We start from the raw sequence: 23,885 nt of genomic DNA on the forward strand, positions 1-23,885 counted from the left end.
CAAACGTCGGTGGCCAGTAATATGACGGCGCTAGAGCAGTGTGGCGAAAATCGAGCGTCGAGATAGGGGTTGGAGCATGACGAGGCGATGGCAATGGCGGCCGTGACGCTTAGCCAGGTCGCACATGCGGCGGGAGTATCCCAAGCAACGGCGTCGCGTGTCCTCAATGGCTCGACCCGAGTGCCCGGCGAAGACGTGGCCGAACGTGTGCGCAGCACGGCGGAACGCCTGGGGTACGTCGCCAATGCGCAGGCGCAAGCATTGGCCAGGTCATCGACGCGGCTGCTCGGCCTCGTGGTGCAGGACATCGCCGACCCGTACTTCTCCAGCATTGCCCGCGGCGTGCAAGCCGCGTCGCGCGAACTGCAACGACAAGTGCTGCTGGCCAGCAGCGAACGCGACCTGACCCTGCAATTGGAATCGGTCCTGGCATTGATCGCCCACCGCGCGGACGCCATCATCATGGCCGGGTCGCTGTGGGACGAGGAATCGGTCGGCAATCTGCGACATGCGTTATCCGGTTACGCGGACAACGGTGGACGGGTGGCGACGATCGGGCAGCCGATCGGCGTGGGCCGGACCGTCGAACCGGCGAACTCCGATGGGGCCGCCGAGCTGGCGGATGCGCTGGTCGACGCCGGGCACTCGAGGTTCGCGATCATTTGCGGGCCGGCTGAGATGCGCACGTCAAAGGACCGGGTACGGGGGTTCACGGCGTCGCTGACTCGGCACGGGTTCAGGCCCGAGGCGATAGTGTCGGCGGACTTCAGCCGGGACGGCGGGTTCGACGCCGCGGGCCGGCTGATCGAGGAAACTAACTTGCCCGGTTCCGGCGGCGCACCGCTGTGCGTCTTTGCGGCCAGCGACGTCATGGCGATCGGCGCGATCGCCGGATGGCGTGCCCGGGGCATTGGAGTGCCTCGGGACGTCGCTGTTGCGGGATTCGACGACATTCCCACATTGCGTGATCACACTCCGCACCTGACCAGCGTTGAACTGCCGCTCGAATGGATGGGGCGCCAGGCCGCGAGGCTCGCCCTGTCCGGGAGCGAATCGGGTGCTGCGAACGACGTCATCGGCGAGGCGGCGGTCCGATTGCGAGAAAGCACATCGCTCGCAGTGAACAGCGGACGACACGGACGGCGCGAATGACGGCGCGAATGACGGCGGCCGGGCGTGTACGGCTTGCCCTTGTCGGGGTGCACGGGTACGGCGACGTTCACCTTGAGAACATTCGCCGGCTGGTCGAAGCCGGACGCGTCGACTTCGTGGCGGCCGCCGATTCGGTACCGCCCGCGCCTGACTCGTATGCGGCCACGACCGACGTGTACTCATCGCTCGACGAACTGATAACCGCCGCCGGACCGGTCGACGTCGTCGTCCTGGCCACCCCCATCCATACGCATGCGGCACTGGCGCGCCAGGCACTTGCCGCCGGCGCGCACGTGTACGTGGAGAAACCGCCGCTTACGTCTCTGGCCGAATACGACGACCTCGCCGCGGCCGCGGCCGACCACGGCCGATCGGTTCAAGTCGGATTCCAGGCGTCCGGATCGCATGCCGTGACTGCGGCCGCCGAGCATATGGCCGCCGGTGAGCTCGGCGAGATCCTCGCCATCAGCGCAACCGGCTTGTGGACGCGGCCGGGGTCGTATTTCACCCGGTCGCGGTGGGCGGGCAGGCGAGTGCTGGACGGCAACGACGTCGTCGACGGTGCCGTGACGAACCCGTTCGCGCACGCCGTCCAGGCCGCGCTGACGCTTGCCGGCGCGACAAGCGCGGACGACGTCGGCACCGTGACGACCGATTTATACCGTGCGAACGACATCGACAGCGACGACACCTCGGTGGTGCGGATCGGCTCGGGAGGGCCCGACATCACATGCGCATTCACCCTGTGTGCGGAAACGTCCGAGGATCCGTACGTCACGGTGTACGGCTCCATCGCAAACGCGGTGCTGCACTATACGCGCGATGAACTGACCATCCGGCCCGGCGGGAAGACGGGGGACGCCGCGTCGGCCGTTACGCGTGAATATGGCCGTGACGACTTGCTCGAAAATCTCATCGACCACGCGCTGCACGACGCCGAATTGATCAGTCCGCTGGCGGCGACGGGCGCATTCATGCGCGTGGTCGAGGCTATTCGGCTTGCTCCCGATCCCGCACCGATCCCGGACGAGGCCATCCGATTCCTGGACGATACGAACTGGTCGGGCACAGGCCGGGACACTCGCGCGGTCGTCGATGACATTGACGCGTTGGTATGTCGAGCCTGCGCCGCCGGTGCCACCTTTGCCGAGATCGGCCCGAAGTGGGCCGATCAGCTCGTTGACTCCATCGACTTGCCCGGTTCTGCCGCCGGCGACGGCGCTGCGGCCATGACGCGTCGCTCGGGCAAGACGCTGCCTCTGCGGCTTTCCCCGCGGCCGTACCTTCACCCGGTGACGAGCAGGAGCGGCGTTGTCGTGACCGACGCGATGCCGACGGACCATCCATGGCATCTGGGTGCGGGTGTCGCCGTTCAAGACGTGGACGGCATTAACTTCTGGGGTGGGCGCACCTACCGCCCGGGGACCGGATACGTGTGGCGGAACGATCACGGACGCATCGTGACGATCGGGTTGGAGAAGATGCCCGGCGGACTCGTCGAGGAGTTGTCCTGGTTGGCTCCGACACCCGCGGGTGAGGACGAATTGCTCCGGGAGAGCCGTCGATGGTCGTGGGAGGACATCGACGGCGGCTGGTCGCTCGACCTAACTTTCGAGCTGGCGCCGGGATCCGGCGCCGATCCGGACGGCGTGCTCCTCGGCAGCCCCGGAAGCAATGGACGCGCCGGGGGCGGCTACGGCGGATTCTTTTGGCGGATGGCACCATGTACCGACATCGACGTCCGCGCTGACGCCGTGACGGGTACCGACTCGGTGCATGGGGCCATTGCACCGTCATTGTCCTGGTCGGCCCGATTCGGTGGGAAGCCGGTACGCCTCGACTTCCACAGCGACGACGGTGATCCGTGGTTCGTGCGGACGGGTGAATACCCCGGCGTCGGACTCGCACTCGCGTGGGAAGATTCCGCCGCCGTGTCCGCCGTGTCCGCCGAGTCGCCGTTGCGGCGCAAAATGCGCGTCGAGATCCGTGACACGTGACGACGATTAAACGACCTCGGGTGAATCCGGCGTGGATTCAGAGGCTTCTCCCGAGGTCCAGATCGGCGATGTCCACGGCCTCGCCCGTCGCGAGCGAAGCGTTTCCGGCGATGCCGACGGCGATCGCGCGCAACCCGTCGTCGAGCCCGGCGGGTCGACCGAGCGGGTCGTCGCCCGGGCCGTCGAGGACGTCGCGCAAAAGCAGGTCGTCGCCGCCGCCATGCGCGCCGGCCGCGGCGAATTCGTCAACGCCTCGCGCGACGTCCCAATGCGTTTGTACGACAAGCCGTTCGCCGGTGGGCCGGACGGAGTTCGTTTCGGCGGCGGGCGTCGCGCTCGGATCGAGTGTGACCGTGCCATCGGCGTCGGGGATGACGGCCCCGCGCTCGACCACATCGAGTTCGGCGCGGCCCTTCGTGCCATTGACGGCGACCCGATAGCCCTCCCACGGGCAGTGCGCGTTGAGAGAGTAGCTCATCGACGGCCCGCCGGCATAGTCCACGACGAGTGACAAATTGTCCTCGATGGTGATGCCGGTGCCGAAGACGTCCAGGTCGCGGCGGTAGCCGTCATACGATTCGTTGTCGACGTAGAGCTCCCGAAGCCGGTCATCACAGCGCGCGTCGAGCGCGAACGGTGTTTGTTGCGGGCGGTCGCGCGGATCATTGTGGTCGATGCCGCGTTTCCGTGCGTTTTGGTCCCCATAAAACCGCAGACCGCCGGAGGCGAAGACGCGCCTCGGAACGTCGTCGATCCACCAGTTGACCAGATCGAAGTGGTGCGAAGCCTTGTGCACGAGAAGGCCGCCGGAATTGGCCTTGAGCCGGTGCCATCGACGGAAATAGTCCGCCCCGTGCACCGTGTCCAGCATCCAGTGGAAATCCACCGAGGTCACAGCGCCGATCCGACCGGAGGCGATCACCTCCTTCAGTGCACTGTTGCGCGGGGAGTAACGATAGTTGAAGGTGACGACGACGTTGCGGCCGGTATCGTCGATGGCTGCGACGATGCTTCGAGCTCCGGCCGGATCGATCGTCAACGGCTTCTCCACGACGACGTCGGCACCGGCGCGCAGCGCCCGGACGATGTATTCGGCGTGGGTGAAGTCGGGACTGGTGACAATGACTCGATCGATGTCGTGGCCGGCGATGACGCGTTCGAGTTCACTCGGGTCGAACCCGACAGGAGCGGGCCCCCCGTCGGTGATCGCCTCGACTCGGCGTCGGTAGTGCGCTGCGCGCCCGGCATTCGAATCGCCGATTGCGATCAGCCGAGATTCCGCCCGACGGCTGACGGCGTCGATGTACATCTGTGCTCGCGATCCGGCCCCGACCAGGGCGTACCGGTGCTGCCGAGGTGCAGTGGATTCAGACATGGGAACTCCTCGATTGGAATGCGCTTACCATTATACTCATCAACAATTGAATCGTTTTAGAATTTCGCATCGTCTGTGATTGACATCACCGCCGTGCGATGCAATAGTCGTAGCGGTGGATAGCGCTTTCCAAAGTTTTGGCGAAGCGGCTGAGAGCCGGACCGAACATCGGCGCTCGTCAAGGTGGTTTCGCGCAGCGGTAGTCGATTTCAAGGGAGAAACGCAATGAAACGCAAACTGGGCTGGGCACTTGCCGCCGGTGTTGTGGCAGTGTCATTGACGATGTCTGGGTGCGGCGGAAGTTCGTCCGACTCGGGCTCCGGCGATCTGAGCGTCGCATGGTGGGGGTCGCAGGACCGGAACAACTATACCGTGAAGATGTTCAAGAAATTCGATGCGGCCCATTCGGGCATCGAGGTCACGCCGCAGTTCACCGGCTGGGATGGCTACTGGTCGAAGATGTCCACGGAATTCGGCGGGGGCTCTGCGCCGGACGTGCTACAGATGGACAAACAGTATTTGCGAAGCTATGCCGACAAAGGCACCTTGACCGCGCTCAAGAATGCCGGCGTGAACCTCGGCAAATTGGACAAGAACAGCCTCGCGACCGGCACCATCGACGACAAGCTCTATGCGATCCCTTCCGGCGTCAATGCGATCGCGATGTTCTACGACCCGGCAATCTTGAAGAAGGCCGGTGTCGATTTCGACCCCGATTCGACCATGACATGGGCGCAGTTCGCAAAGATCGCGGCTCAGGTGACGAAGAACGACAAAGGCGTGTACGGCACCCAGAACATGATGGGCTGGCTCCCCGGTCTGAAACTCTTCGCGCGGGACAACGGGCAGGAGTTGTACGCGGACGACGTGAAAAAACTCGCCGTTTCGAAGAGCACCGTCACGAAATGGTTCGAGTACTGGCTTGATCTGCAGAACAAGGAGTACACCCCGCCCGCGTCGGCCAGCGCTTCGGTGGGCTGGGGCGAGATTCAGAAATTCCCGATCGTGAAGAAGAAGGCGGCGTTCGGGTTCGCCTGGAACAGCCAGTACACGGCGTTCAAGCAACTCGTGAACCGTCCGCTCGGAATGACGCTGGCCCCCGGTCTCGGCAACGGCAACAAGGCGTACTTCCTGAAGCCGAGCATGTACTGGTCCATCTCCAAGACGAGCAAGAGCCCCAAGGCGGCGGCGAAACTCGTCGACTATCTCGTGAACAGCCCGAAGGCATCGAAGTTCATCGGGACTGATCGCGGCGTGCCGATCAACAAGGATGTCCGGAAGTCGTTGGAGAAGAAGGCCACGGGAAACGACAAGAAGGTCATTTCCTTCATCAGCCGGGTCGACAAGATCGCCGGACAGGCTCCGCCGGTCGACCCGTCATCGACAAGCCAGATCCTCGACTTATACCACAAGATCGTCCAGCAAGTGGAGTTCAAGAAGATTAGCCCGAGCGCGGGAGCAGCGAACTTCATCAAGCAGGCGAATTCGATTCTGCAGCAAGGGTGATCTGTCGTGACAGTTGAATCCGACATGCGCAAAGCCGCGGGCACTCGTCGGGCGCAGAGCGCCCGGCGGGGCCCGGAGCCGCCGCGGAGGTCGTCGGCGATGCGGTCCATCCGCCAGAGCATGGTTGCCTACCGCTTCCTCATTCCGTGGCTCATCGGTCTGCTCACACTGACGCTCGGGTCGTTCGCGTATTCGATCTACCTGTCGTTCACCGACTACAATCTGCTGTCGAGCCCGAAGTGGACCGGTCTCGCGAACTACACGCAGATGTTCAACGACGAGTTGTTCTTGAAATCGCTCGGTGTGACCATCCTCTACGTCGTGGTGTCCGTGCCGGCGAGACTGATCGTGTCCTTGCTTATCGCGGTTCTGCTCAGCCAAGACATCAAGGGTATTGGAATCTATCGCACGATCTTCTACATTCCCTCGCTGATCGGCACCAGCGTCGGAGTGGCCATCATGTGGCAGAACATCTTCAGCGATAACGGCCTGTTCAACATGATCCTGGGCCTCCTCGGCGTCGACAACGCGCCGGCTTGGGTTGCGAGCCCGCACTACGCGATCTACGTCATCGTGTTGCTCAGCGTGTGGCAGTTCGGCTCCGAAATGATCATCTTTCTCGCCGGTATCAAACAGATACCGGATCCGCTGTACGAAGCCGCCACCATGGACGGTGCGTCGAAGATCAAGCAGTTCTTCAGCATCACCATCCCGATGCTGTCTCCGGTCATCTTCTTCAACCTCGTCATGGGCACGATCAACGCGTTCATGGTCTTCACGCAGGGATACATCATCACCCAGGGCGGTCCGATGGACTCGACGCTGTTCTATGTCCTGTACCTGTATCGGCAGGGCTTCCAGTACTTCCACATGGGATATGCGGCAGCTCTTGCGGTCGTCTTCCTCATCGTGGTGGCCGTTTTCGCCGGATTCCTCTTCCTTACCTCCAAGTTCTGGGTGCATTACGAGGATACGGAGGAAGCGAAATGACCGCCGCGACAAAACGCCGGACTAAACTCGCCGGAACCCACGCCATCCTGATCGTGCTGAGCATCGTCATGATCTATCCAGTGCTCTGGATGCTGTCCTCCTCGTTCAAACCGACGTCGGAGATCTTCTCCTCGCCCGGGCTACTGCCCGATCACTGGACGCTCGAAAATTACGTCTCCGGATGGCAGGGTGTCGGCGGAGTCTCGTTCGGCACCTTCTTCCTGAACTCCTTGATCATCTCGGTGTGCGTCGTGATCGGCAGTCTGTTCATCGCGAGCTTGACGGGCTTCGCGTTCGCTCGCCTGAAGTTCAAGCTGCGCGGCGTGATGTTCGCGATGATGCTTGCGACGATCATGCTGCCGATTCAGGTCACGCTAATTCCGCAGTACGTGATCTTCCACAAGCTCGGGTGGGTCAACACGTTCCTGCCGCTCATCGTGCCGAGCTTCGTCGGCGTGAGCATTACCCCGTTCTTCATCTTTCTGATGGTTCAGTTCATTCGCGGACTGCCGAAGGAACTCGACGAGGCAGCGACGATCGACGGATGCAGCACCTTCCAGCTCTTCTGGCGCATCGTTCTACCCCTGTCCAAACCGGCAATGATCACCATCTCGATCTTTGCTTTCTATTGGACGTGGGACGACTTCTTCAGCCAGCTGATCTATTTGAGCGACCCGAACAAGTTCACGGCGTCGACCGGTCTGAACTTGTTCCTGAGCAACGCCGGCAACAGTCAATGGGGCGCACTCTTCGCGATGTCGATCCTCTCGGTCATCCCCGTCATCGTCGTCTTCGTCATCTTCCAGAAGCACCTCGTGAAGGGGGTGTCCACCACCGGCATGAAGCTGTGACGACTACGCATCTAGGCGAGGATACGCCGCCCGGCGCAAGGAGGACACACGAATGAACGCACCGATCGAAGCCAGCCGTCGAGCATTCATGCTCGGAATGTCCGCAATCGGCGTCGGCACCGCTGCGGCGCACCGAAGTACGGACACCGCAGCAACACGGATAACGCCGATCAAAGCGCCGACAGCCGACGAAGGCGTGACAGTGCGCTGGCTCGAAGAGGCACCGAAGACGACAACCGGATCCTCGTGGGGCGTGCCCTGGGCGCGCGGCACAGTCCGGAAAGGGATGGAATTCGCGCTGTCGACGAAAAGTGGTCGAACAGTCCCGGTACAGACATGGCCGCTGGCCTATTGGCCGGACGGCAGCATCAAATGGACCGGTCACGCCGTCGGCACGGACGCCGGGCGTGAAACGACGCTCCACCTGAAAAAGGGAAAACCCGCGGCGGCACAGCACTCGGTGTCGGTGCGACGTCACGGCGACCGCATCATCATGGCAAACGGTGTTGTAAAAGTTGTCCTCAACACCTCCGGCCGCACTCTGATCGAAAAGGTCGAACGCGGCGGCCGAGTCACCGGATCCGATGGCCGACTCATCATGACGACGACGAATTCGCCTGACGGGACCCGACACACGCACGAATCAGCCGGCCGGATCGAGGCTGCCGACGTCGAACAACACGGCCCCGTCCGCGGCGTCGTGAAGCTCACGGGGCATTACAGCCCGCGCCGCGGCAAGCACGCGATTCCCTGGTCCGTCCGGGTGTATCTCGGCGCGGACGGCGAGTCGTTCCGGATCGTGCACAGCTTCACCTGGCGCGGTGATCCCGAGAAGACATTCATTTCGGGCCTCGGATTGCGACTGGATGTTCCCATGGACGATCCGACCCACAATCGGCACGTGCGATTTTCCGGAGCCGACCGTGGAGTGTGGGGCGAACCAGTGCGTGTCCTCACCGGGCTGCGGCGCGAGCCGGGCGAGAAGGTCGACGCTGCACAGGTCGCCGGAAAAGCGACACCGCCGGTGTCGGACTGGGCCGAAGAAGTGCGGGACGGATACCGGGACCTCGCCGAATGGAACGATTTCAGTCTGATCCAGAGTTCCGCCGACAGCTTCACGGTGCGCAAACGCACGTCGGAGAAATACCGATGGCTCGCCGACGCGGGTTACGGAGATCGCGCGTCCGGCTTCGCCTACGTCGGCGGAGTCAGCGGGGGCCTCGGAGTCGGCATCCGCAATTTCTGGCAGCAATTTCCGCGTGCCCTGGACATTGGCAACGCGGCAGGGGATGTCGCGACCGTCACTTTGTGGTCGTGGTCACCACATGCCGCTCCAATGGACATGCGCCCGTACGACGGGGCAGGGCACGGGCTCGCGCTCGCCTATGAGGACGGCCGCTACGGATTCGGGCGCCCGGACGGCGTGTCGCGCTCGACCGATATGGAAATCTGGGCGTTCGAAGCAACCCCGGAACGGAACCGGATAGCCGATCTCGCTGCGACGTTGTCCGCACCGCCGCAGCTTGTGACAACGCCTCAGACCTACCACGCGGCGGGCGTGTTCGGACAATGGAGTCTTCCGGACAGATCGACCAAAGCCCTCCGAACACTGGAATCCGGCGTGGACGCCACCATCGACTTCTACATCAGCCAGGTCGAGCAGCGCCACTGGTACGGCTTTTGGAACTTCGGCGACGTGATGCACACCTACGACGCCGATCGCCACTCATGGCGATACGACGTGGGTGGGTACGCATGGGACAACGCCGAGCTCGGCAGCGACGCGATGCTCTGGTATTCGTTCCTGCGCACGGGCCAAGCGAAAACATTCCGCCTCGCACATGCCATGACGCGTCACGTTTCCGAGTCCGACACCTACCATGCCGGTGACTTCGTCGGGCTCGGGTCGCGGCACAACGTGTTGCACTGGGGCTGCGGCGCCAAGGAGGCGCGCGTCTCCGAGTCGTTCACCAAGCGTTTCATGTACTACACAACGGCGGACGAGCTCGTCGGCGACTGGATGCGCACCTCGTTGAAAGTCGACGAGACGCTGCTGAAGTTCGATCCGCTCCGAGACATCCTGGACGACCAGCACCGGGCACCGACACGATTGCGCATCGGCCCCGACTGGTACGCGCTCGTCAGCAATTGGCTCACTGAATGGGAACGCACCGGCGACACGAAATGGCGCGACCGGATCACTACCGGAATGAAAGACATCGCATCGTTCCCGGCCGGACTGTTCACGGGAGAAGCCGGCGGCGTCGTCGGTTTCGATCCGAAGACCGCGCACCTGACGAACTTCCACAAGGGTGATTACAAGGGCGGATACAACCTGGCCATGGCGTTCTGCGGTGATCTGATCCTGTTCGAGGCGATCGACCTCGTCAAGCAGAAGGACTTCCGCGACAAGGTGCTTGAATTCGCGCGGTACGTGCAAGCGCCGTCAAAGGAGAAAATCAAGCACTTCGGCTTCGACTTCAACCCGAAGGTGTTCAAAACGATCTACTCGCGGGTCACCGCGTGGGCCGGCGCGCAGTTAGACGAGCCGACCGTCCGCAAACGCGGCTGGCAGGAGTATCTCGACGATCCGGCAGGTAAACCATGGCCTGCCGCCGAACACGTCTCCGGAACCGAGGTCTTGGTTCCGATCGACGAAATACCCGCCGGCGACATCGCCACGAACGATGCCGCACAACGGGGACTTGCTCTGTTCGAACTACTGGCGATCGCCCCGCACGAAGCACCGTGATCGCCGGCACCGAAGCGCCCATCGACAAAGAGGCGCGCAAAAGAAAAGGAGAATGACCATGTCTCGGCGAAAAGCAATGATGCTTGGGATCGGCGCGGCAATGAGCTCCGTTGCCCTGGTACTGACAGGGTGCTCGGGGGGCACCGGCGGCTCCACAAACGGAAAAACGACGATTCAACTCGCCTGGTGGGGATCGAAGACGCGCAATGATGCGACCGTCGCCGTCATCAAGAAATTCGAGAAGAAATATCCGAAGATCGACGTCAAACCGGTGTTCACCGGCTGGGAAGGCTACTGGTCCAAACTTTCGACGCAGGTGGCGGGAGGTACCGCACCGGATGTCATTCAAATGAGTACGACCGATCTGCGGTCGTACGCTGACAAGAGCGTCCTCGCGGACATGAGCAAGTTGCCCATCAACACGTCGTCGCTTGACAAAAGCGCGCTCAAAGCCGGGACGGTCGACGGCAAACTCTACGCGATCCCGTCGGGCATGAACACGCCCGTGATGATGTACGACCCGGCGATCTTGAAAAAGGCAGGGGTCAGCATTGATCCTACGCAGCAACTGACGTGGACGAAGTTCGCCAAGCTCGCACAAAAGATCCACAAGTCGGATCCGAAAGTGTACGGCACGCCGAACGACATGGACCTGTTCCATGTGCTGAAGCTGTACGTGCGCAATCGGGGCCAAGACTTCTACTCCGCCGACGGGAAATCTCTCGGATTTTCCAAGTCCGTGCTCCGCGACTGGTTCAATTACTGGATGAAGCTGCAAAAGGAGGGTGTCGCGCCGTCGGCCGAGTATTCGGCGTCGTACGCGTACGGAGAAGTCCAGAAGTTCCCCATTGTCAAGAAGAAGACCGCGTTCGACTTCGGACTGTCCAACCAGTTCACGACGTTCGCGCAACTGGCGAATCGTCCGCTGAAGATGACCCTCGTGCCGAAGATGGACAACGGTAAGAACGAATACTTCTTGACGCCGAACATGTTCTGGTCCATCTCGGCGAAGACGGAGTCGGCGAAGGCGAGCGCGAAGTTGGTCGACTTTCTCCTGCACAACAAATCCGCGATCAAAAAGATCGGTACCGATCGAGGAATCCCGATCAATGCCGCGGCTCGGAAGCAACTCGCGTCGAATGCGAGCGGCGACGAGAAGTCGGTCATCGACTTCGTCAGCGATGTGAAGAAGACCGCCGGCCCGCCATTGCCGGTCCTCCCAGCCGGCTCGGGCCACATCCTCGACCTGCTGCACTCGGTCGGCCAGAAAGTCGAATTCGGGAAGCTCACAACCTCCGAGGGCGTGGACGAATTCTTTTCGAAGGCCAAGTCGATCCTGCAGAAAGGATAGTGTCGCGATGGTTCCGATCGACCCGACGAGCACCGTGGTTTTTACCGGCGACTCCATTACGGACTGCGGTCGCCGGACGGCCGCGGAGGAGTGTCCGCTCGGATCGGGGTTCCCGCTGCTCGTCGCCGCGGAGTGGGCTGCGAAGCACCCGGCCGCGGCGCCGAACTGGGTGAACACGGGCGTCTCCGGCGACCGTATCCGTGAACTCGCGGCGCGCTGGACGGCCGACGTCCTCGAGCGGCATCCGACGCATCTGACGATTTTGATCGGCATCAACGACGTCGGGAGACGATACAAGACGGGCGACCGAACCGATATCGACGAGTTCCGAGGGACGTACGCGGAACTGCTGGGCACGGTCGCCGGAGTCGATCTGACCCTCATTGAGCCGTTTCTCGTGCCGGCGTTGCCGGAACTCGAACAGTGGCGCGAAGATCTCGATCCGAAACGCGCGGTCGTCCGTGAGCTCGCCGCCGAACACGGGGCGCGGCTGATCCGTGCAGACGACATCTTCGCGAAGGCGGCGGCCAAAGCGCCGCCGTCAGCATGGGCTCCCGACGGGGTGCACCCGACGCCGGGCGGTCACCGCTTGCTCGCCGAGGCGTGGCTGGACGGGGCCGAGCCCGGTGGCGTGTCCACTGTCGCCGGTGTTACCGCGGCGCGGGACCGGTAGAACGGCGCAGAATCAGTCGGCCGTGCGGCACGGTGGGCGACGGCTTCGGCGGCTCGCCGCGAATGCGCTCGATGAGCCTTTCGATGGCGAGCCGGCCGAGCTGTGCACGGTCGACGGCAACCGTCGACAGCGGCGGGTCGGTGAACGCGGCGATCTGTACGTCGTCCCAGCCGAAGACGCTCATATCGGTGGGTACGCTGATTCCGCGCGCGGCCAAACCGCGCAGTACGCCGAATGCGACGTGGTCGTTGGCCGCGACGATCGCCGTCACGCCTGAATCGACCGGCAATTCGACTGCGGCGCGATATCCCGATTCCACCGACCAATCGCCTGACACGACTCCGTACGAACTCAGACCCAGATCTCGGACCGCCGACAGGTAGACGGCGCGACGATTGCGGGCGGACGCCCAATCGGACGGCCCGGCGACGTGCAGAAGACACCGATGCCCGAGCGATGCGAGGTGCTTGACGATGTCCGCCGTCAGCGCGCCGTCCGCGTAAGCTCCCGTCGTGCGCATCCGGTCGTCGTACTCACCGACGACGACGATCGGCGGAAGCGCATCGCTCGGAGAGTCCGGTGCGCTGATCGACGTGAACGCGAGAATTCCCTCCACCCGATCGTTTCCGCACAGATCGATCACGCGTGCACGGCGCGCGGCCTCGTCGCCGGGCAGTCCGACGACGTCCAGGGCGTAGCCGGCCTCACGGGCTGCGGCGGATGAGCCTACCAGATCCGCGGGAACAAAGTCGGAGATCTCCGGAAGTACGAGAGCGATTCGGCCCGAACGGCGCGTGCGCATCGATCGCGCGATCGGATCCGGGCGGAAGCCGAGTTCGGCCACCGCCCGTTCGATGCGCGCCGACGTCGCCGGCTTCAGGCCGCCGTCGTGCCGCATATATCGGGAGACCGTTTGGTGTGACACGCCCGCTCGGGCCGCGACGTCCACCATGGTGACCCGCCCTGGCTTCGACGCGTGCCCGGCCGGCATCAGGCGCTCGCGGCCGCTCGGGCCGTGCGGCCGGGATTCATCGATCGCCAGACGGCGCTCGAGGACGTCAACTCGGTGCACGACACCGCCCGATTCTGTGCGGCCGAGGCGTAGATCGCGGCAGCGAACTCCAAGGTGTGAAGGGCGTTGCGTGCGGACACCTCCGGGACCCGTCCGGCGGCCAGTGCGCGGTAATAGTCGTCGAACTGGGCTGCGTGTCCGCTCGGCCGCCCGGTGAGCAGGTCGCCCCAGGTTTCGGCGAGTTCTTCGTGACCCGGCGCCGGCGTGAACGTCCACGCCGAATCGTCGTAGCCGTACAAGTGCACGAGCTCGATTGTGGCGAATTCGAAGTCGAAGCGGAGCCGGGACTCTTGGCGCGGCGACACGACTGAGTTGACCACGGTCGCAAGCGCGCCCGATGCGAATCGGACGACGGCCGCCGAGATGTCTTCGGTCTCGACTGGACGAGTGCGCCGGGCCGTCATACTGCTCACCTGCTCCCATCGGCCGAGTACGGAGAGCATGAGATCGAACTGGTGAATGCCGTGGCCCATCGTGGGTCCGCCTCCCTCGGCGGCCCACGTGCCGTGCCATGGGACCGCGTAATAGGCGTCGTCCCGGTACCACTGGGTGTCGCAGGTCGTCACCGTCGGCTTGCCGAGTTTGCCGGTTGACGCGAGTTGGCGGAGTGCCGTGGCTCCCGACCCGAAGCGGTGTTGGAAGATCACGGACGCCGTCGCCGTCGATGAGTCGACTGCGGAGATGAGTTCGTGGTGTTCGGCGAGTGACAGGGCGGGAGGCTTTTCAAGGAGCACGTGCACGCCGCCCGCCAATGCTTCGCGTGCGAGCGGCAGATGCGTGGCCGGCGGCGTGCATAGGTGGATCACATCGATGTCTTCGGAGGCGAGCGCGTCGGTGAGTGAAGTGAAGGTTCTCGGTATCTCCCAGTTGCGCGCGAACTCATGCACGCGGTCGTCAGCGACGTCGATCGCCGCGGCGGCCGTAACGTCGCTTCGGCCGCGAAGTGCGGCGATGTGTGACGCGGCGATACCGCCGGTGCCCACGATGGCGGCTCGGTAGGTCATGCTTTTCTCGTTTCGTCGGTGGCTGTGTCGTACTTGCGCAGTGCGCCGCACATTCCGGGACTGATGGATGCAGGGCCGCCGAGATGCCGGACGAAGCCGCCGGCCGAACCGTCGGCGTCCGGCGGGTTCGTTCCTCCGGCGATGGCCCGCGCGGTCTCGATCGCCGTGGTTGCGTCGTCGAGCGGGCCGGAGGCGATCAGGTCGGGCCAGGTGGAGGCGCGCTCGCGTACGACCGCGTACGCGCGGGCCAGGAAGCGTTCGAACGGGCCGGTGTCCCCGCGTTTCGCTGCGGCGACAAGCGACATGAACCCGGTCACCGCCAGATCGCGTCGACGGCGCGCGCGATCGAAACGCTCCGATGTCGTGCCGTCGCCGAGATCGACGGCGGTGCGGTATGCCGCCGCGTCGGCGAGGACGTCGTCCGGCACGGTGAGGACAGCGTCGCCTGCCTCAGGGAGCCCGGCGTTCTGCATGATCACGATAGCGCGCAGGTCGCCGTCATTGACGGCACGGTGCACCGTGCCCGGGCCGAACCATGACACGTCGCCCGGCGCGAGCTCGACCTCGTCGAACCCCTGCCTGCTGAGTGTCTGCAGCCGACCTTTGCCGCTCGTCACGACGTATGCTTCGGTACATACCGTGTGCATATGCGGCGATCCGCCGGGAATGCCATCCGGGGCAACGCTCTCGTACACGTCGAGAGAGCTGATACCGACGGATCCGGGGAAATGCTGTGATCCGGTCATCGCCGGTTCGCCTCGGCAATGACCGAGAGTTCGGCGGCGTCGCGACGCCCGGAAATCAGCAGCATGCGGTGCCTGAGCCGCAGCGTGTCGGCAGCCGGTAGATCGAACGTCTCGTCGAACGCCGGTGACGGCGCCATAGCGGGGATCGGCGTGGATCGCGCGAACCACCGCGAGCCGGGGCCGCGGTCCGAGTCTGCGGCGTACATCAAGACGGTGGCCGTGCCGTCGACCTCGTCGGATTCGCCGGCGAGCGCCAGCCAGTCCGACGTCGTCCCCATCGCCTCATCGCCGAGCGTGCTGCGGTCGGGTGCGGCGAATCGTTCACCGACCCACGAGCGGGGTCCGCGCCAGAACAGGCCCGTATAGCCGGCAGCCGGTCTGCCCAACGTCGTCGGGCTGCCGAATTCGAGGGAGGATCCGGAAACGTTCGTCAGCTCGGTGTCGAGGTCGAGGGCCCAAACGCCGCGGTCGGCATCGGCGCCGGAAACGCGTATCGACCGGCGTTCGGTGAGCCACTTCGCGCCTGCGGCTGTTATCCAGGACAGGCGTTCGTCGATGGCTATTTCGGCGGGGTCGCCGTCCAGCCGGTCGAAGCCGTCGTGCTGTTGGCTGCCGATGTTGTCCTTCCAGACGTACCCATTGTTGCCACCCTTCTGCGCCGACGCATCGAAGGTCGGCCCACCCCAGAAGTTCTCGCCGGAGACTTCGCTCCACGTCATTGCCAGCCCCTTATGCCACCGATGATCCGCGGGCCGGAAGGCCGTCGCGCAGGTGCCGTCGAGGGCGCGCAGCGGATGGAAGAACGGCTTCGGAGCCTCGGCGGCAGGGCTGTCAGGAGCGTAGTGATACTCGGCGATCCGGACATCGCCGCAGGTTATGTCGAGTTTCCCGGATTCTTTATCGTTGCGGACTGCGAGTGCGGTGGTGGGAGTCATAATTCCTCGGTTAGACGCCTGGAAAGGGCTTTCCCAGATGAATTTAGTGAACGTTCACTTTTCTGTCAATCCTTTGCGGGAACTCGACTAAACGGTGATACCGAGTGATCAGCGGCCGGTGAGAGCGCGAATGTCGGGACGCAACTGCCGGGACAGCGGACCGTCCAACGGGCGGTAGTCGACGCCCGCGGAGTCCAGACGTTCCAAATGTCCGCCGCGAAGGCGCCGCTCGAAATCGGCGTACTCGCCGGGCTCGCTCCACGCCAGCTCGGCGAAGGCAGCTAGGCGCGGGTAGGCGTGGTAGTCGCGAATGCCTTGGGTGTCGAGCCATTCGGTCCACAGCTGTGCCTGAATGCCGGCGATCTGCGCGCCGCTTTGATCGGCAGCTGTGCGCATGCCGGGCGTCACGGCGTCGAATTCGTATAGCGTGCGCATCGGCAGCACCGGCTCGCAGGCGCTGGGCTCGTCGCCCGAATCACTCGGCCGGTAATCGAGGTACAGGTGCGAGCAGCACGAGACAATTGTGTCGTAGCCGGCCCCCAGGCAAGCTTCGACGCCGTCCGCGTTCGACCATGCGTTCACGAGAGCGCTGGTCGGCAGCGCGGCCGACACCGCTTCGTGCCACACGCCGGCCCGACGCCCGCGGGCTTCGATATGAGCCACCAGCTGGGCCAGGAACCAGCCGTGCAGCTCTTCGACCGAGTTCAGACCGACGTCCGTGGCGCGCTGCCGGACGTCTGCCGACTCCTGCCAGCGCCGGTACGGCACCTCGTCGCCGCCGATGTGGATGACCGGCGACGGGAAGACGTCCATCACTTCGTCCAGGACCGTGCGGAAGAAATCGAGCGTGTAGTCGGATGGGTCCAGGATGCAATCGTTGACGCCCCAGTCCGTCCACACGTCGACGTCGGGGGCGCCGACCCCGAGCCGCGGGTAGGCGGAAATCGCCGCGACGGAATGCCCGGGCACGTCGATTTCCGGAATGACCGTGACGCCGCGCTCGGCCGCAAATGCGACGATTTCGCGCAAATCCTGTTTGGTGTAGAAACCCCCGTGCGGCCGGCCGGCATAATGTGCCGTGCCGTCCGGAGCCCAGGCCGCGAGACTGTCGGCGCGGTAGGAGGCAGCCTCGGTCAGCAGCGGAAACGCGTCGATGGGCATCCGCCATCCCTGGTCTTCGGTCAGGTGCAGGTGCAGTGCGCTCAACTTGTGCGCGGCGGCGATGTCGATGAACCGCAACACTTCCGCTTTGGGAACGAAGTGCCGGGCGACGTCCAGATGTACGCCGCGGAAGCCGAACCGGGGCGCATCCTCGATCTCGGCGCGCGCAAGGCGCACCGGCGCAGTACGCGGGGCCGGAGCCGATGCGAATGCCTCGGGCCCGGCGAATTGGCGCAGCGTCTGCAGCGCGTGGAGCACGCCGATTTCGCCGGCAGCTTCGATCCGGACGGTTTCGTCGATGACGAGCCGGTACGAGCCGTCCTGCAACGCGTCGTCCCGCGTCAGCATCAGCCACGCGTCGGCGTCGACGAGCTCGGTGGGGGAGCCGAGCCAGTCTTCGACAAACCGTCGCTGCACGGTCGTCAGCGGCAGGTCGCCGGCGATCCGGACGACGCCGGGCACCTCGACGTCGCCGCCGGTCTCGCGTGCGGACGTCGGGCTGGGCACCAAGGGAGGCATGGTCATGAGGGTTCCAATCGGTTGATGCTGGCTCTATCAGATTTGGCGCCGATTCTCCGGCAATCCAATGTGAACGTCGAATAGTTCGCCGGTGACGGTGAGTCCCAAACGCGCTGGCTGAACGACTGCAACCAGCCGAGAACGTTTTCGGCGACTTCCTGCTCGGTCATCGTCGCGGGCGAATCGCACCAGATCGACAGCACGGCTCCGTCGACAGAGGCGGACCGATCGAGGTCCTGATCGCTCCCGCCCGCAGTGCCCATGAAGCGGCGCACGTGCCAATTCCGGTATATGCCCTCCGGACTCTTTCGGATGTCGTGTCCGGGAGGCTCATCCGCCGAGAGGATGAAGTACAAGTAGTCGCCATTTCGGTTGACAAGGGAATAGCCGGCCTGAGCCAATTCCGCGGCGGACGGAAACGACGCGTTCCACCGAATCCAGCAGTCGATTTGCACTGAGCCGGCGATCGCGATGCTTCCGGTGCGTGGATCGACGTGATCGTTCCACATCTTTGCTCGCTTCCCGCGGGAATGGACGAGGTCGGCCAGGTCGTTCATGTAGATCGTGTAGCCGTCGTGAGCTGACAACGGGCGCCCTCGACGGTCGGAAGCATACGCGGCGAGACAGGGAAACAGCCCGGGGTCGCGCAGCGATTCATCTTCCCAGGGAGCCGCGAAGAACTCGTCCCCGCCGATGTCGAACCATCGGCCGTCAAAAAGATCGGCCCATTCGGTGATGACACGCTCCACGAGCCTCCGCGCGGCCGGCAACGAGAAGTCGAGCTTGTCGAAGTGCATCCGTCCGTGCCTGTCTCGCAGCGCGAATTCGGGATGCGCGCGGGTGATCGCTCGCGCGTGCGCCGGCGAATCGAATTCGGGTATGACAGTGACGTGATGCGCCGCGGCCGTGTCGAGGATCGACGCGAGGTCCTCGCGGCTGAGCGCCGGTGTGCTCACGATCTCGGGGTGGGCGCGGCATTCGAGCCCGACGCCGCTGTTGTCGTTCAAGTGCAGATGCAGGGTATTGAGTTTGAGCCAGCCGAGTTCCCTGATGAATTTCTTGATCCAGCCGGGGGTGAAGTACTTGCGCCCGATATCGAGCATGACGCCGCGTTGCGGATAAACCGGCCAGTCGACGATATCCGCGTCGACTCCACCCGTTCGCACAAGCTGCAACACGGTGCGCGTTGCGTAGTAGACGCCGGCAGGATGTCGCGCCGATACGACGACGGCTTCGTCCGTCGCGATTCGATAGCCCTCCTCGTTCCCGTTTTCGACGTCATTGCCGACTGGTTCCTCGGAGTACGCGAGTTCTAGGCACAGGTCGCCGCGCTCTCGCGCCGCATCGACGACGACGGGCACGGTATCGGGAGCAAGTTCTGCCTGCACCATCACCGCCAGCCCACGGAGTTCCGGAGCATCACGTCGACTGAGCACAATTCTCTTGAAGTCCGTGACGACGCCCGTGGCCGGACGCCGGACCTGCACGGCCGGGACAGTAGCGGAACTCATGGCCTCGTCGAGCCTCGAACTGTCAGCCCAGGCGTCGGTTCGTCGACGCCGTGAGCTGGTTTGCCATCCAAGAGATCGAGCAGTGCGGCGGCCGAACGTCGTCCGAGTGCAAACGGGTCGCGGCGTAGCGCTGTCAGCTGCGGAACGGTTGCCGTGCAGATCACGTGATCTTCCCACGAGACGATCGCCACGTCGCCGGGAACCGAGAGGCCCGCCGCATGGATCGTCGACATGCCCGAGACAGCCAGGATTTCGTTGTCGAAGACTATTGCTGTCGGTCGGTTCGGCAGGGCAAGTAGTTGGCGCGTGGCTTCCACGCCGGAGCTTTCCGAGTAATCGGTGGACTGGCTGCCGATCGTCGTGATGCCCAAAGAGCTTGTCGCAGACCGAAAGGCATCGATACGGCGTCGCGTATGCGCCAGGTCGGCGGGTCCACAGACATGGGCGATGTTCCGGTGACCCTCTTCCGCCAAATGCGCAACGATGGCGTTCATGGCGGGTGTGTCGTCGATGGCGATGCCCGGGATGGACGAGTTGCCCGGGTCGCCGATGACGACGGCCGGCATGCGAAGGGCGGCAATCATTTCGGGCCGGGGGTCGTCGGTGCGCAGGTCGACGAGCAGGACGCCGTCGACGCGCCGTTCGGACCACCAACGGCGGTAGGTATTCATTTCGTCGTCAACCGACGGCGCAATCTGTAAAACGAGAGCAAGCGAAAGCTTGGCCAGAGCCGATTCGATGCCGGCGATGAGCTGTAGGAAGAACGATTCGCTGCCGACGCGCTCCGGCGAGCGGGCGATCACCAAGCCGACCGCGCGGGCCTTGTCGGCTGACAGCGCGCGGGCCGCGACGTTGGGATGCCAGCCGAGTGCTTCGGCGCTGGCGCGGATTCGACTCCGCGTGTCGGCGGACACGCCAGGCTTGTCGTTGAGCGCGAACGACACCGCCGCCTCGGAGACCCCGGCAGCGATGGCGATGTCCTTGATGGTGGCGCGGGTCATGTCCTCTGCTTCTGTGGTTGACAGGTGAAAAACCAGTGTACCCGGTTGCTGCTAAATCGGTTAAGTGTTTTAATGAGACGCGTCACTTAACCGCATAAGTAATTGTTGCACCTGGACCCTCGTATCAAAGGAGAACGTGATGAAGTTCGGCATACCAAGAAGGCGGGTGCTTGCCTGCATCAGCATTGCTGCGGCCGGAGCGCTCGGCTTGAGCGCGTGCGGCTCCGGAGGCGGCTCCGACTCCGCATCCGGCAAGATCGAGGGCACCATCACGTTCCAGACGTGGAACTTGAAAGCCGGATATTCGAAGTACTTCAAGGGTCTGATCAAGGATTTCGAGAAGGCGCATCCCGGCGCACACGTGAAATGGCAGGATCAGCCCGCCGACAACTACGACAAAAAGGTCCAGTCGCAAGCTACGAACCACGATATGCCTGATGTTCTCAACACCACGCCTGATTTGGCGTACCCGCTAGCCAAAGCAGGCGTCCTCATGAACGTCAGCGACGAAGATCCTGACGCCAAGAAGCTGTATCTGCCCGGTTCCTGGAAGTCGCTGACATACAAGGACCCCAAAGGCGTCTTTGCGTATCCGTGGTACCTGAACACGGGCCCGAACTTCTTCGACAAGAAACTGTTCAAAAAGGCCGGACTTGATCCGGAGAACCCGCCGGTATCTTACGACGAGATGCTTGCCGACGCCGTCACGCTGGGCAAGAACGTGAAAGGTAAGTACTACTTGTGGGGCAATGTGCCGTCTATCAACGACATTGCGCTGTGGGGAGCTCCGCTGATGAACAAGGACGAAACTAAATTTACGTTCAACACGGACGAAGCGGCAGCCATGGTCGATAAGTACCGCAAGGCATACAAGGCTGGCGGCTTTCTGCCGGCCGGGCTCAACATGAAGTACACGGGCGTCGGCAAAGCCTTCATGAGTGGCAAGGTAGCCATGAACTCCGGCAGTGCCTATGACTTGCAGAACTTCAAGAAAAACGCGCCGACGCTGGCCAAGCATCTAGGAATCGGACCGGCGTTTACCAATACCGGTAAGTATGAGATGTCCGTCCAAAGTATTTCCGTGGCCTCTCAGAGCGATCACTTGGCCACGGCCAAGGCATTCGCCCGGTTCGTGACGAACGAGAAGAACCAAATGGCATTTGCCAAATTGGTCAATATCTTTCCGTCGACCGCTGGCACGTTAGACAAGCCGTTCTTCCGCAAATTGGATGGCACGAAGAATACCGAGCTGAGGGTTAAAGCCGCCAAACAGCTCAAGTCGGCTGTGGAGTACACGCCGATCAAGTTCACCCCGGAAATGGCCACTTATTTGCAACAACAGCTCTCGGACGCGATTTTGGGCAAAGAACCGTCCAAGCAGGCGCTCGATAAGACCGTAGCGAAGGCCAACTCGTTGTTGGCGCAGGGCTGACTATGGCAGGCGTCAACACGGCGGCCGGCGCACGGCGTGCCGAGGCCGAGATCGCTGGTCCGGCCGCCCGTCCCGAGAGGCGGGCGGTGGCCAAGCTCAACGGGCAGTTTTCACCGTGGCTGTTTCTGGCCCCCGCCCTCATCATCACGCTGGCATTTGTGGTGTACCCGTTCCTTCGAACGATCACCACGTCATTCACGTCGGCGACACCGTTCGATGCCGGGGAGTTCGTCGGCATCGACAATTACCGGCAGCTGTTTGCCGATCCGCTATTCTGGGTGGCGCTTCGCAATAGCGTGCTCTATCTGGCGGTCGTGCCGGTCATGGTGGTGCTGCCGTTGCTGCTGGCTCTGCTCGTGCAAAAAACCGTGCCGGGAATCGGGCTGTTCAGGACTGCGATCTATACGCCGGTCGTCGCCTCGATGGTCGTCGTGGTCGTCATCTGGCAATGGATGTTCGACGACCGCGGGCTGATCAACAGCTTGTTGCAAACGCTGCACGTCATCTCCAGCCCGATTCCGTTCCTCTCCAATGCCTGGCTCATCTTGGTGTGCGCCATGATTGTGACGATCTGGAAGGGCCTCGGTTATTACATGATCGTGTACCTGGCCGTGCTGGCGAACGTTCCCCGTGAATTGAACGAAGCAGCCGAAATCGACGGTGCCGGCCCGATTCGCCGCTTCATGACCGTGACGGTGCCTGCCATGCGGTCGACCATGGTGCTGATCGGCGTGATCTCGTCGGTTGCAGCGTTTCGCGTTTTCACTGAAGTGTATTTGCTTGCCGGCCCCACAGCGGGGCCCGGCGGTCAGGACTCCACCCTCGTCACGCTGATCGAGTCGTCGGGGACGGGCCTCACCGCGCGGCTCGGCTATTCGTCGGCGGTCTCAGTAGTGCTGTTCGTGTTGACAATCGGACTGCTTCTGATCAACCTTCGCGTCACGCGCAGTAAGGACAAATCATGAGCGCCGCGTCCGATCTCGCCCGGCCGCGACGTCGGCGGCGCCGCTTCACCACCGCCGGCGGCGACAAGCTGACCCGTACCGAACTCGTCGTCCGGTACACGTTGTTGCTGGTCGTCGTGGCAATCACGATCGGGCCGTTCGTGTGGGAATTCCTGACTTCCATCAAGGGCCACGGAGACGATCTGTACGCCCAGCCCCCGCAATGGCTGCCGAAGGACGCGAACTTCGACAATTACGTGCGCGTCAACAACGTGATTCCCGTGCTGCGATTCGTGCTCAATTCGCTCGTCGTGGCAACCGCGAACGTGGCAATGAACGTCATGGGATCAGCGCTCGCCGGCTATGCGCTTGCCCGGCTGAAGTTCCGCGGCCGGAAGGTCGCCTTCGGGGTATTCCTCGCCGCACTGCTCATCCCGCAGGAAGCGGCGATCATCTCGGTGCTGCAGATGGTCAACCACATCCACCTGTCCAACACCCTCGTCGCGGTCGTCCTGCCCGGCTGCATTGCCTCGCTCAACGTGCTGCTCATGATGAACGCGTTCTCGGCCATCCCCAAAGAGATCGACGAAGCCGCGGTCATCGACGGCGCGAATGCGTGGAAGCGGTTTTGGCGGATCGGCCTGCCGGCCGTGAAGGGCACGATGGCAGTCGTCGGCCTGCTGTCGTTCATGGGCGGATGGGACGACTTCTTGTGGCCGCTGCTGGTACTGAACGACACGGACAAGTACACGCTGACAGTAGGATTGAATTACCTGCAGGGCACCTTCAACCAGGATCCCCGAGTAGTCGCGGCGGGCACGATCATTGCCGTGGCCCCTCTCATTGCCCTGTTCCTCATTCTGCAAAAACAGTTCTTCAAAGGCGTCGGTGAAGGCGCGATTAAGGGTTAATC

The 23,885-nt window shown here is 63.3% G+C and carries 19 protein-coding genes; 11 read left to right on the top strand and 8 right to left on the bottom strand.

The annotated features are described in order from the left end of the window. Positions 1-87: 87 nt before the first annotated feature. Together BJY26_RS05075 and BJY26_RS05080 are read left to right on the top strand one after the other, a co-directional pair. Positions 88-1,152, top strand: a complete 1,065-nt coding sequence (locus BJY26_RS05075; RefSeq protein ID WP_244953888.1) for a LacI family DNA-binding transcriptional regulator — start codon at positions 88-90, stop codon at positions 1,150-1,152. Continuing rightward, a complete protein-coding gene (locus BJY26_RS05080) occupies positions 1,149-3,149 on the top strand; it encodes a DUF6807 family protein (protein ID WP_179426237.1) in 2,001 nt (666 codons plus the stop codon). The genes BJY26_RS05075 and BJY26_RS05080 overlap by 4 nt, the downstream gene beginning before the upstream one ends. A 37-nt stretch (positions 3,150-3,186) precedes the next feature. On the opposite strand, the gene BJY26_RS05085 is transcribed toward BJY26_RS05080, so the two are convergent. After that, entirely contained in the window at positions 3,187-4,524 is a 1,338-nt protein-coding gene (locus tag BJY26_RS05085; protein WP_179426239.1) for a Gfo/Idh/MocA family protein, read from the bottom strand. 225 nt (positions 4,525-4,749) lie between these two features. On the opposite strand from BJY26_RS05085, the gene BJY26_RS05090 reads away from it, so the two are divergent. From BJY26_RS05090 to BJY26_RS05115, 6 genes are read left to right on the top strand one after another with little or no spacing between them, the layout of a single operon-like run. Continuing rightward, positions 4,750-6,030, top strand: coding sequence for an ABC transporter substrate-binding protein (locus BJY26_RS05090; protein WP_179426241.1), 1,281 nt, complete (start codon positions 4,750-4,752; stop codon positions 6,028-6,030). 6 nt (positions 6,031-6,036) lie between these two features. Beyond that, positions 6,037-7,020, top strand: a complete 984-nt coding sequence (locus BJY26_RS05095; protein ID WP_237249093.1) for a carbohydrate ABC transporter permease — start codon at positions 6,037-6,039, stop codon at positions 7,018-7,020. Beyond that, the gene (locus BJY26_RS05100) at positions 7,017-7,871 is read left to right on the top strand and encodes a carbohydrate ABC transporter permease (protein ID WP_179426243.1); all 855 of its coding nucleotides are present in this window, start codon (positions 7,017-7,019) and stop codon (positions 7,869-7,871) included. Before BJY26_RS05095 ends, BJY26_RS05100 begins: the two co-directional genes overlap by 4 nt. 52 nt (positions 7,872-7,923) lie before the next feature. Next, entirely contained in the window at positions 7,924-10,623 is a 2,700-nt protein-coding gene (locus tag BJY26_RS05105; protein WP_179426245.1) for an exo-rhamnogalacturonan lyase family protein, read from the top strand. A 58-nt stretch (positions 10,624-10,681) separates the two neighbouring features. Further along, positions 10,682-11,974: an ABC transporter substrate-binding protein gene (locus tag BJY26_RS05110; RefSeq protein WP_179426247.1), complete on the top strand. Its 1,293-nt coding sequence runs from the start codon at positions 10,682-10,684 to the stop codon at positions 11,972-11,974. A 7-nt stretch (positions 11,975-11,981) separates the two neighbouring features. Further along, positions 11,982-12,647 carry an SGNH/GDSL hydrolase family protein gene (locus BJY26_RS05115; protein WP_179426249.1) on the top strand — a complete coding sequence of 222 codons (666 nt, stop codon included), beginning with the start codon at positions 11,982-11,984 and terminating at the stop codon, positions 12,645-12,647. On the opposite strand, the gene BJY26_RS05120 is transcribed toward BJY26_RS05115, so the two are convergent. The 7 genes from BJY26_RS05120 to BJY26_RS05150 form a co-directional block, all read right to left on the bottom strand. Further along, positions 12,625-13,719 carry a LacI family DNA-binding transcriptional regulator gene (locus BJY26_RS05120; protein WP_237249092.1) on the bottom strand — a complete coding sequence of 365 codons (1,095 nt, stop codon included), beginning with the start codon at positions 13,717-13,719 and terminating at the stop codon, positions 12,625-12,627. The genes BJY26_RS05115 and BJY26_RS05120 overlap by 23 nt on opposite strands. Then, positions 13,638-14,723: a Gfo/Idh/MocA family protein gene (locus BJY26_RS05125; protein WP_179426251.1), complete on the bottom strand. Its 1,086-nt coding sequence runs from the start codon at positions 14,721-14,723 to the stop codon at positions 13,638-13,640. Before BJY26_RS05125 ends, BJY26_RS05120 begins: the two co-directional genes overlap by 82 nt. Next, a complete protein-coding gene (locus tag BJY26_RS05130) occupies positions 14,720-15,469 on the bottom strand; it encodes a cupin domain-containing protein (RefSeq protein WP_179426253.1) in 750 nt (249 codons plus the stop codon). Before BJY26_RS05130 ends, BJY26_RS05125 begins: the two co-directional genes overlap by 4 nt. Continuing rightward, positions 15,466-16,404 carry a DUF6807 domain-containing protein gene (locus tag BJY26_RS05135; RefSeq protein ID WP_179426255.1) on the bottom strand — a complete coding sequence of 313 codons (939 nt, stop codon included), beginning with the start codon at positions 16,402-16,404 and terminating at the stop codon, positions 15,466-15,468. Before BJY26_RS05135 ends, BJY26_RS05130 begins: the two co-directional genes overlap by 4 nt. Positions 16,405-16,512: 108 nt before the next feature. Continuing rightward, positions 16,513-18,090 (bottom strand): beta-N-acetylhexosaminidase, encoded by a 1,578-nt coding sequence (locus tag BJY26_RS05140; protein WP_179426257.1) that lies wholly within the window; start codon positions 18,088-18,090, stop codon positions 16,513-16,515. Beyond that, entirely contained in the window at positions 18,087-19,595 is a 1,509-nt protein-coding gene (locus tag BJY26_RS05145; protein WP_179426259.1) for a family 20 glycosylhydrolase, read from the bottom strand. The genes BJY26_RS05140 and BJY26_RS05145 overlap by 4 nt, the downstream gene beginning before the upstream one ends. Then, a complete protein-coding gene (locus tag BJY26_RS05150; RefSeq protein ID WP_179426261.1) occupies positions 19,592-20,596 on the bottom strand; it encodes a LacI family DNA-binding transcriptional regulator in 1,005 nt (334 codons plus the stop codon). The genes BJY26_RS05145 and BJY26_RS05150 overlap by 4 nt, the downstream gene beginning before the upstream one ends. A gap of 139 nt (positions 20,597-20,735) precedes the next feature. On the opposite strand from BJY26_RS05150, the gene BJY26_RS05155 reads away from it, so the two are divergent. Genes BJY26_RS05155 through BJY26_RS05165 form a run of 3 tightly spaced genes read left to right on the top strand, consistent with a single transcriptional unit; the run spans position 20,736 to position 23,883 of the window. Continuing rightward, the gene (locus BJY26_RS05155) at positions 20,736-22,028 is read left to right on the top strand and encodes an ABC transporter substrate-binding protein (RefSeq protein WP_179426263.1); all 1,293 of its coding nucleotides are present in this window, start codon (positions 20,736-20,738) and stop codon (positions 22,026-22,028) included. Between the two features lie 2 nt (positions 22,029-22,030). Beyond that, entirely contained in the window at positions 22,031-22,993 is a 963-nt protein-coding gene (locus BJY26_RS05160; protein ID WP_179426265.1) for a carbohydrate ABC transporter permease, read from the top strand. Continuing rightward, positions 22,990-23,883 (top strand): carbohydrate ABC transporter permease, encoded by an 894-nt coding sequence (locus BJY26_RS05165; protein ID WP_179426267.1) that lies wholly within the window; start codon positions 22,990-22,992, stop codon positions 23,881-23,883. The genes BJY26_RS05160 and BJY26_RS05165 overlap by 4 nt, the downstream gene beginning before the upstream one ends. Positions 23,884-23,885 lie beyond the last annotated feature (2 nt).

The sequence above is a fragment of the Spelaeicoccus albus genome (genome assembly GCF_013409065.1).
GTDB classification, from domain to species: domain Bacteria; phylum Actinomycetota; class Actinomycetes; order Actinomycetales; family Brevibacteriaceae; genus Spelaeicoccus; species Spelaeicoccus albus.

Bases quoted from the DNA above. Each gene is read 5' to 3' on its own strand.
- BJY26_RS05075 (WP_244953888.1), top strand. From the start codon at position 88: ATGGCAATGGCGGCCGTGACGCTTAGCCAGGTCGCACATGCGGCGGGA.
- BJY26_RS05080 (WP_179426237.1), top strand. From the start codon at position 1,149: ATGACGGCGCGAATGACGGCGGCCGGGCGTGTACGGCTTGCCCTTGTC.
- BJY26_RS05085 (WP_179426239.1), bottom strand. From the start codon at position 4,524: ATGTCTGAATCCACTGCACCTCGGCAGCACCGGTACGCCCTGGTCGGG.
- BJY26_RS05090 (WP_179426241.1), top strand. From the start codon at position 4,750: ATGAAACGCAAACTGGGCTGGGCACTTGCCGCCGGTGTTGTGGCAGTG.
- BJY26_RS05100 (WP_179426243.1), top strand. From the start codon at position 7,017: ATGACCGCCGCGACAAAACGCCGGACTAAACTCGCCGGAACCCACGCC.
- BJY26_RS05105 (WP_179426245.1), top strand. From the start codon at position 7,924: ATGAACGCACCGATCGAAGCCAGCCGTCGAGCATTCATGCTCGGAATG.
- BJY26_RS05110 (WP_179426247.1), top strand. From the start codon at position 10,682: ATGTCTCGGCGAAAAGCAATGATGCTTGGGATCGGCGCGGCAATGAGC.
- BJY26_RS05115 (WP_179426249.1), top strand. From the start codon at position 11,982: ATGGTTCCGATCGACCCGACGAGCACCGTGGTTTTTACCGGCGACTCC.
- BJY26_RS05125 (WP_179426251.1), bottom strand. From the start codon at position 14,723: ATGACCTACCGAGCCGCCATCGTGGGCACCGGCGGTATCGCCGCGTCA.
- BJY26_RS05130 (WP_179426253.1), bottom strand. From the start codon at position 15,469: ATGACCGGATCACAGCATTTCCCCGGATCCGTCGGTATCAGCTCTCTC.
- BJY26_RS05135 (WP_179426255.1), bottom strand. From the start codon at position 16,404: ATGACTCCCACCACCGCACTCGCAGTCCGCAACGATAAAGAATCCGGG.
- BJY26_RS05140 (WP_179426257.1), bottom strand. From the start codon at position 18,090: ATGACCATGCCTCCCTTGGTGCCCAGCCCGACGTCCGCACGCGAGACC.
- BJY26_RS05145 (WP_179426259.1), bottom strand. From the start codon at position 19,595: ATGAGTTCCGCTACTGTCCCGGCCGTGCAGGTCCGGCGTCCGGCCACG.
- BJY26_RS05150 (WP_179426261.1), bottom strand. From the start codon at position 20,596: ATGACCCGCGCCACCATCAAGGACATCGCCATCGCTGCCGGGGTCTCC.
- BJY26_RS05155 (WP_179426263.1), top strand. From the start codon at position 20,736: ATGAAGTTCGGCATACCAAGAAGGCGGGTGCTTGCCTGCATCAGCATT.
- BJY26_RS05160 (WP_179426265.1), top strand. From the start codon at position 22,031: ATGGCAGGCGTCAACACGGCGGCCGGCGCACGGCGTGCCGAGGCCGAG.
- BJY26_RS05165 (WP_179426267.1), top strand. From the start codon at position 22,990: ATGAGCGCCGCGTCCGATCTCGCCCGGCCGCGACGTCGGCGGCGCCGC.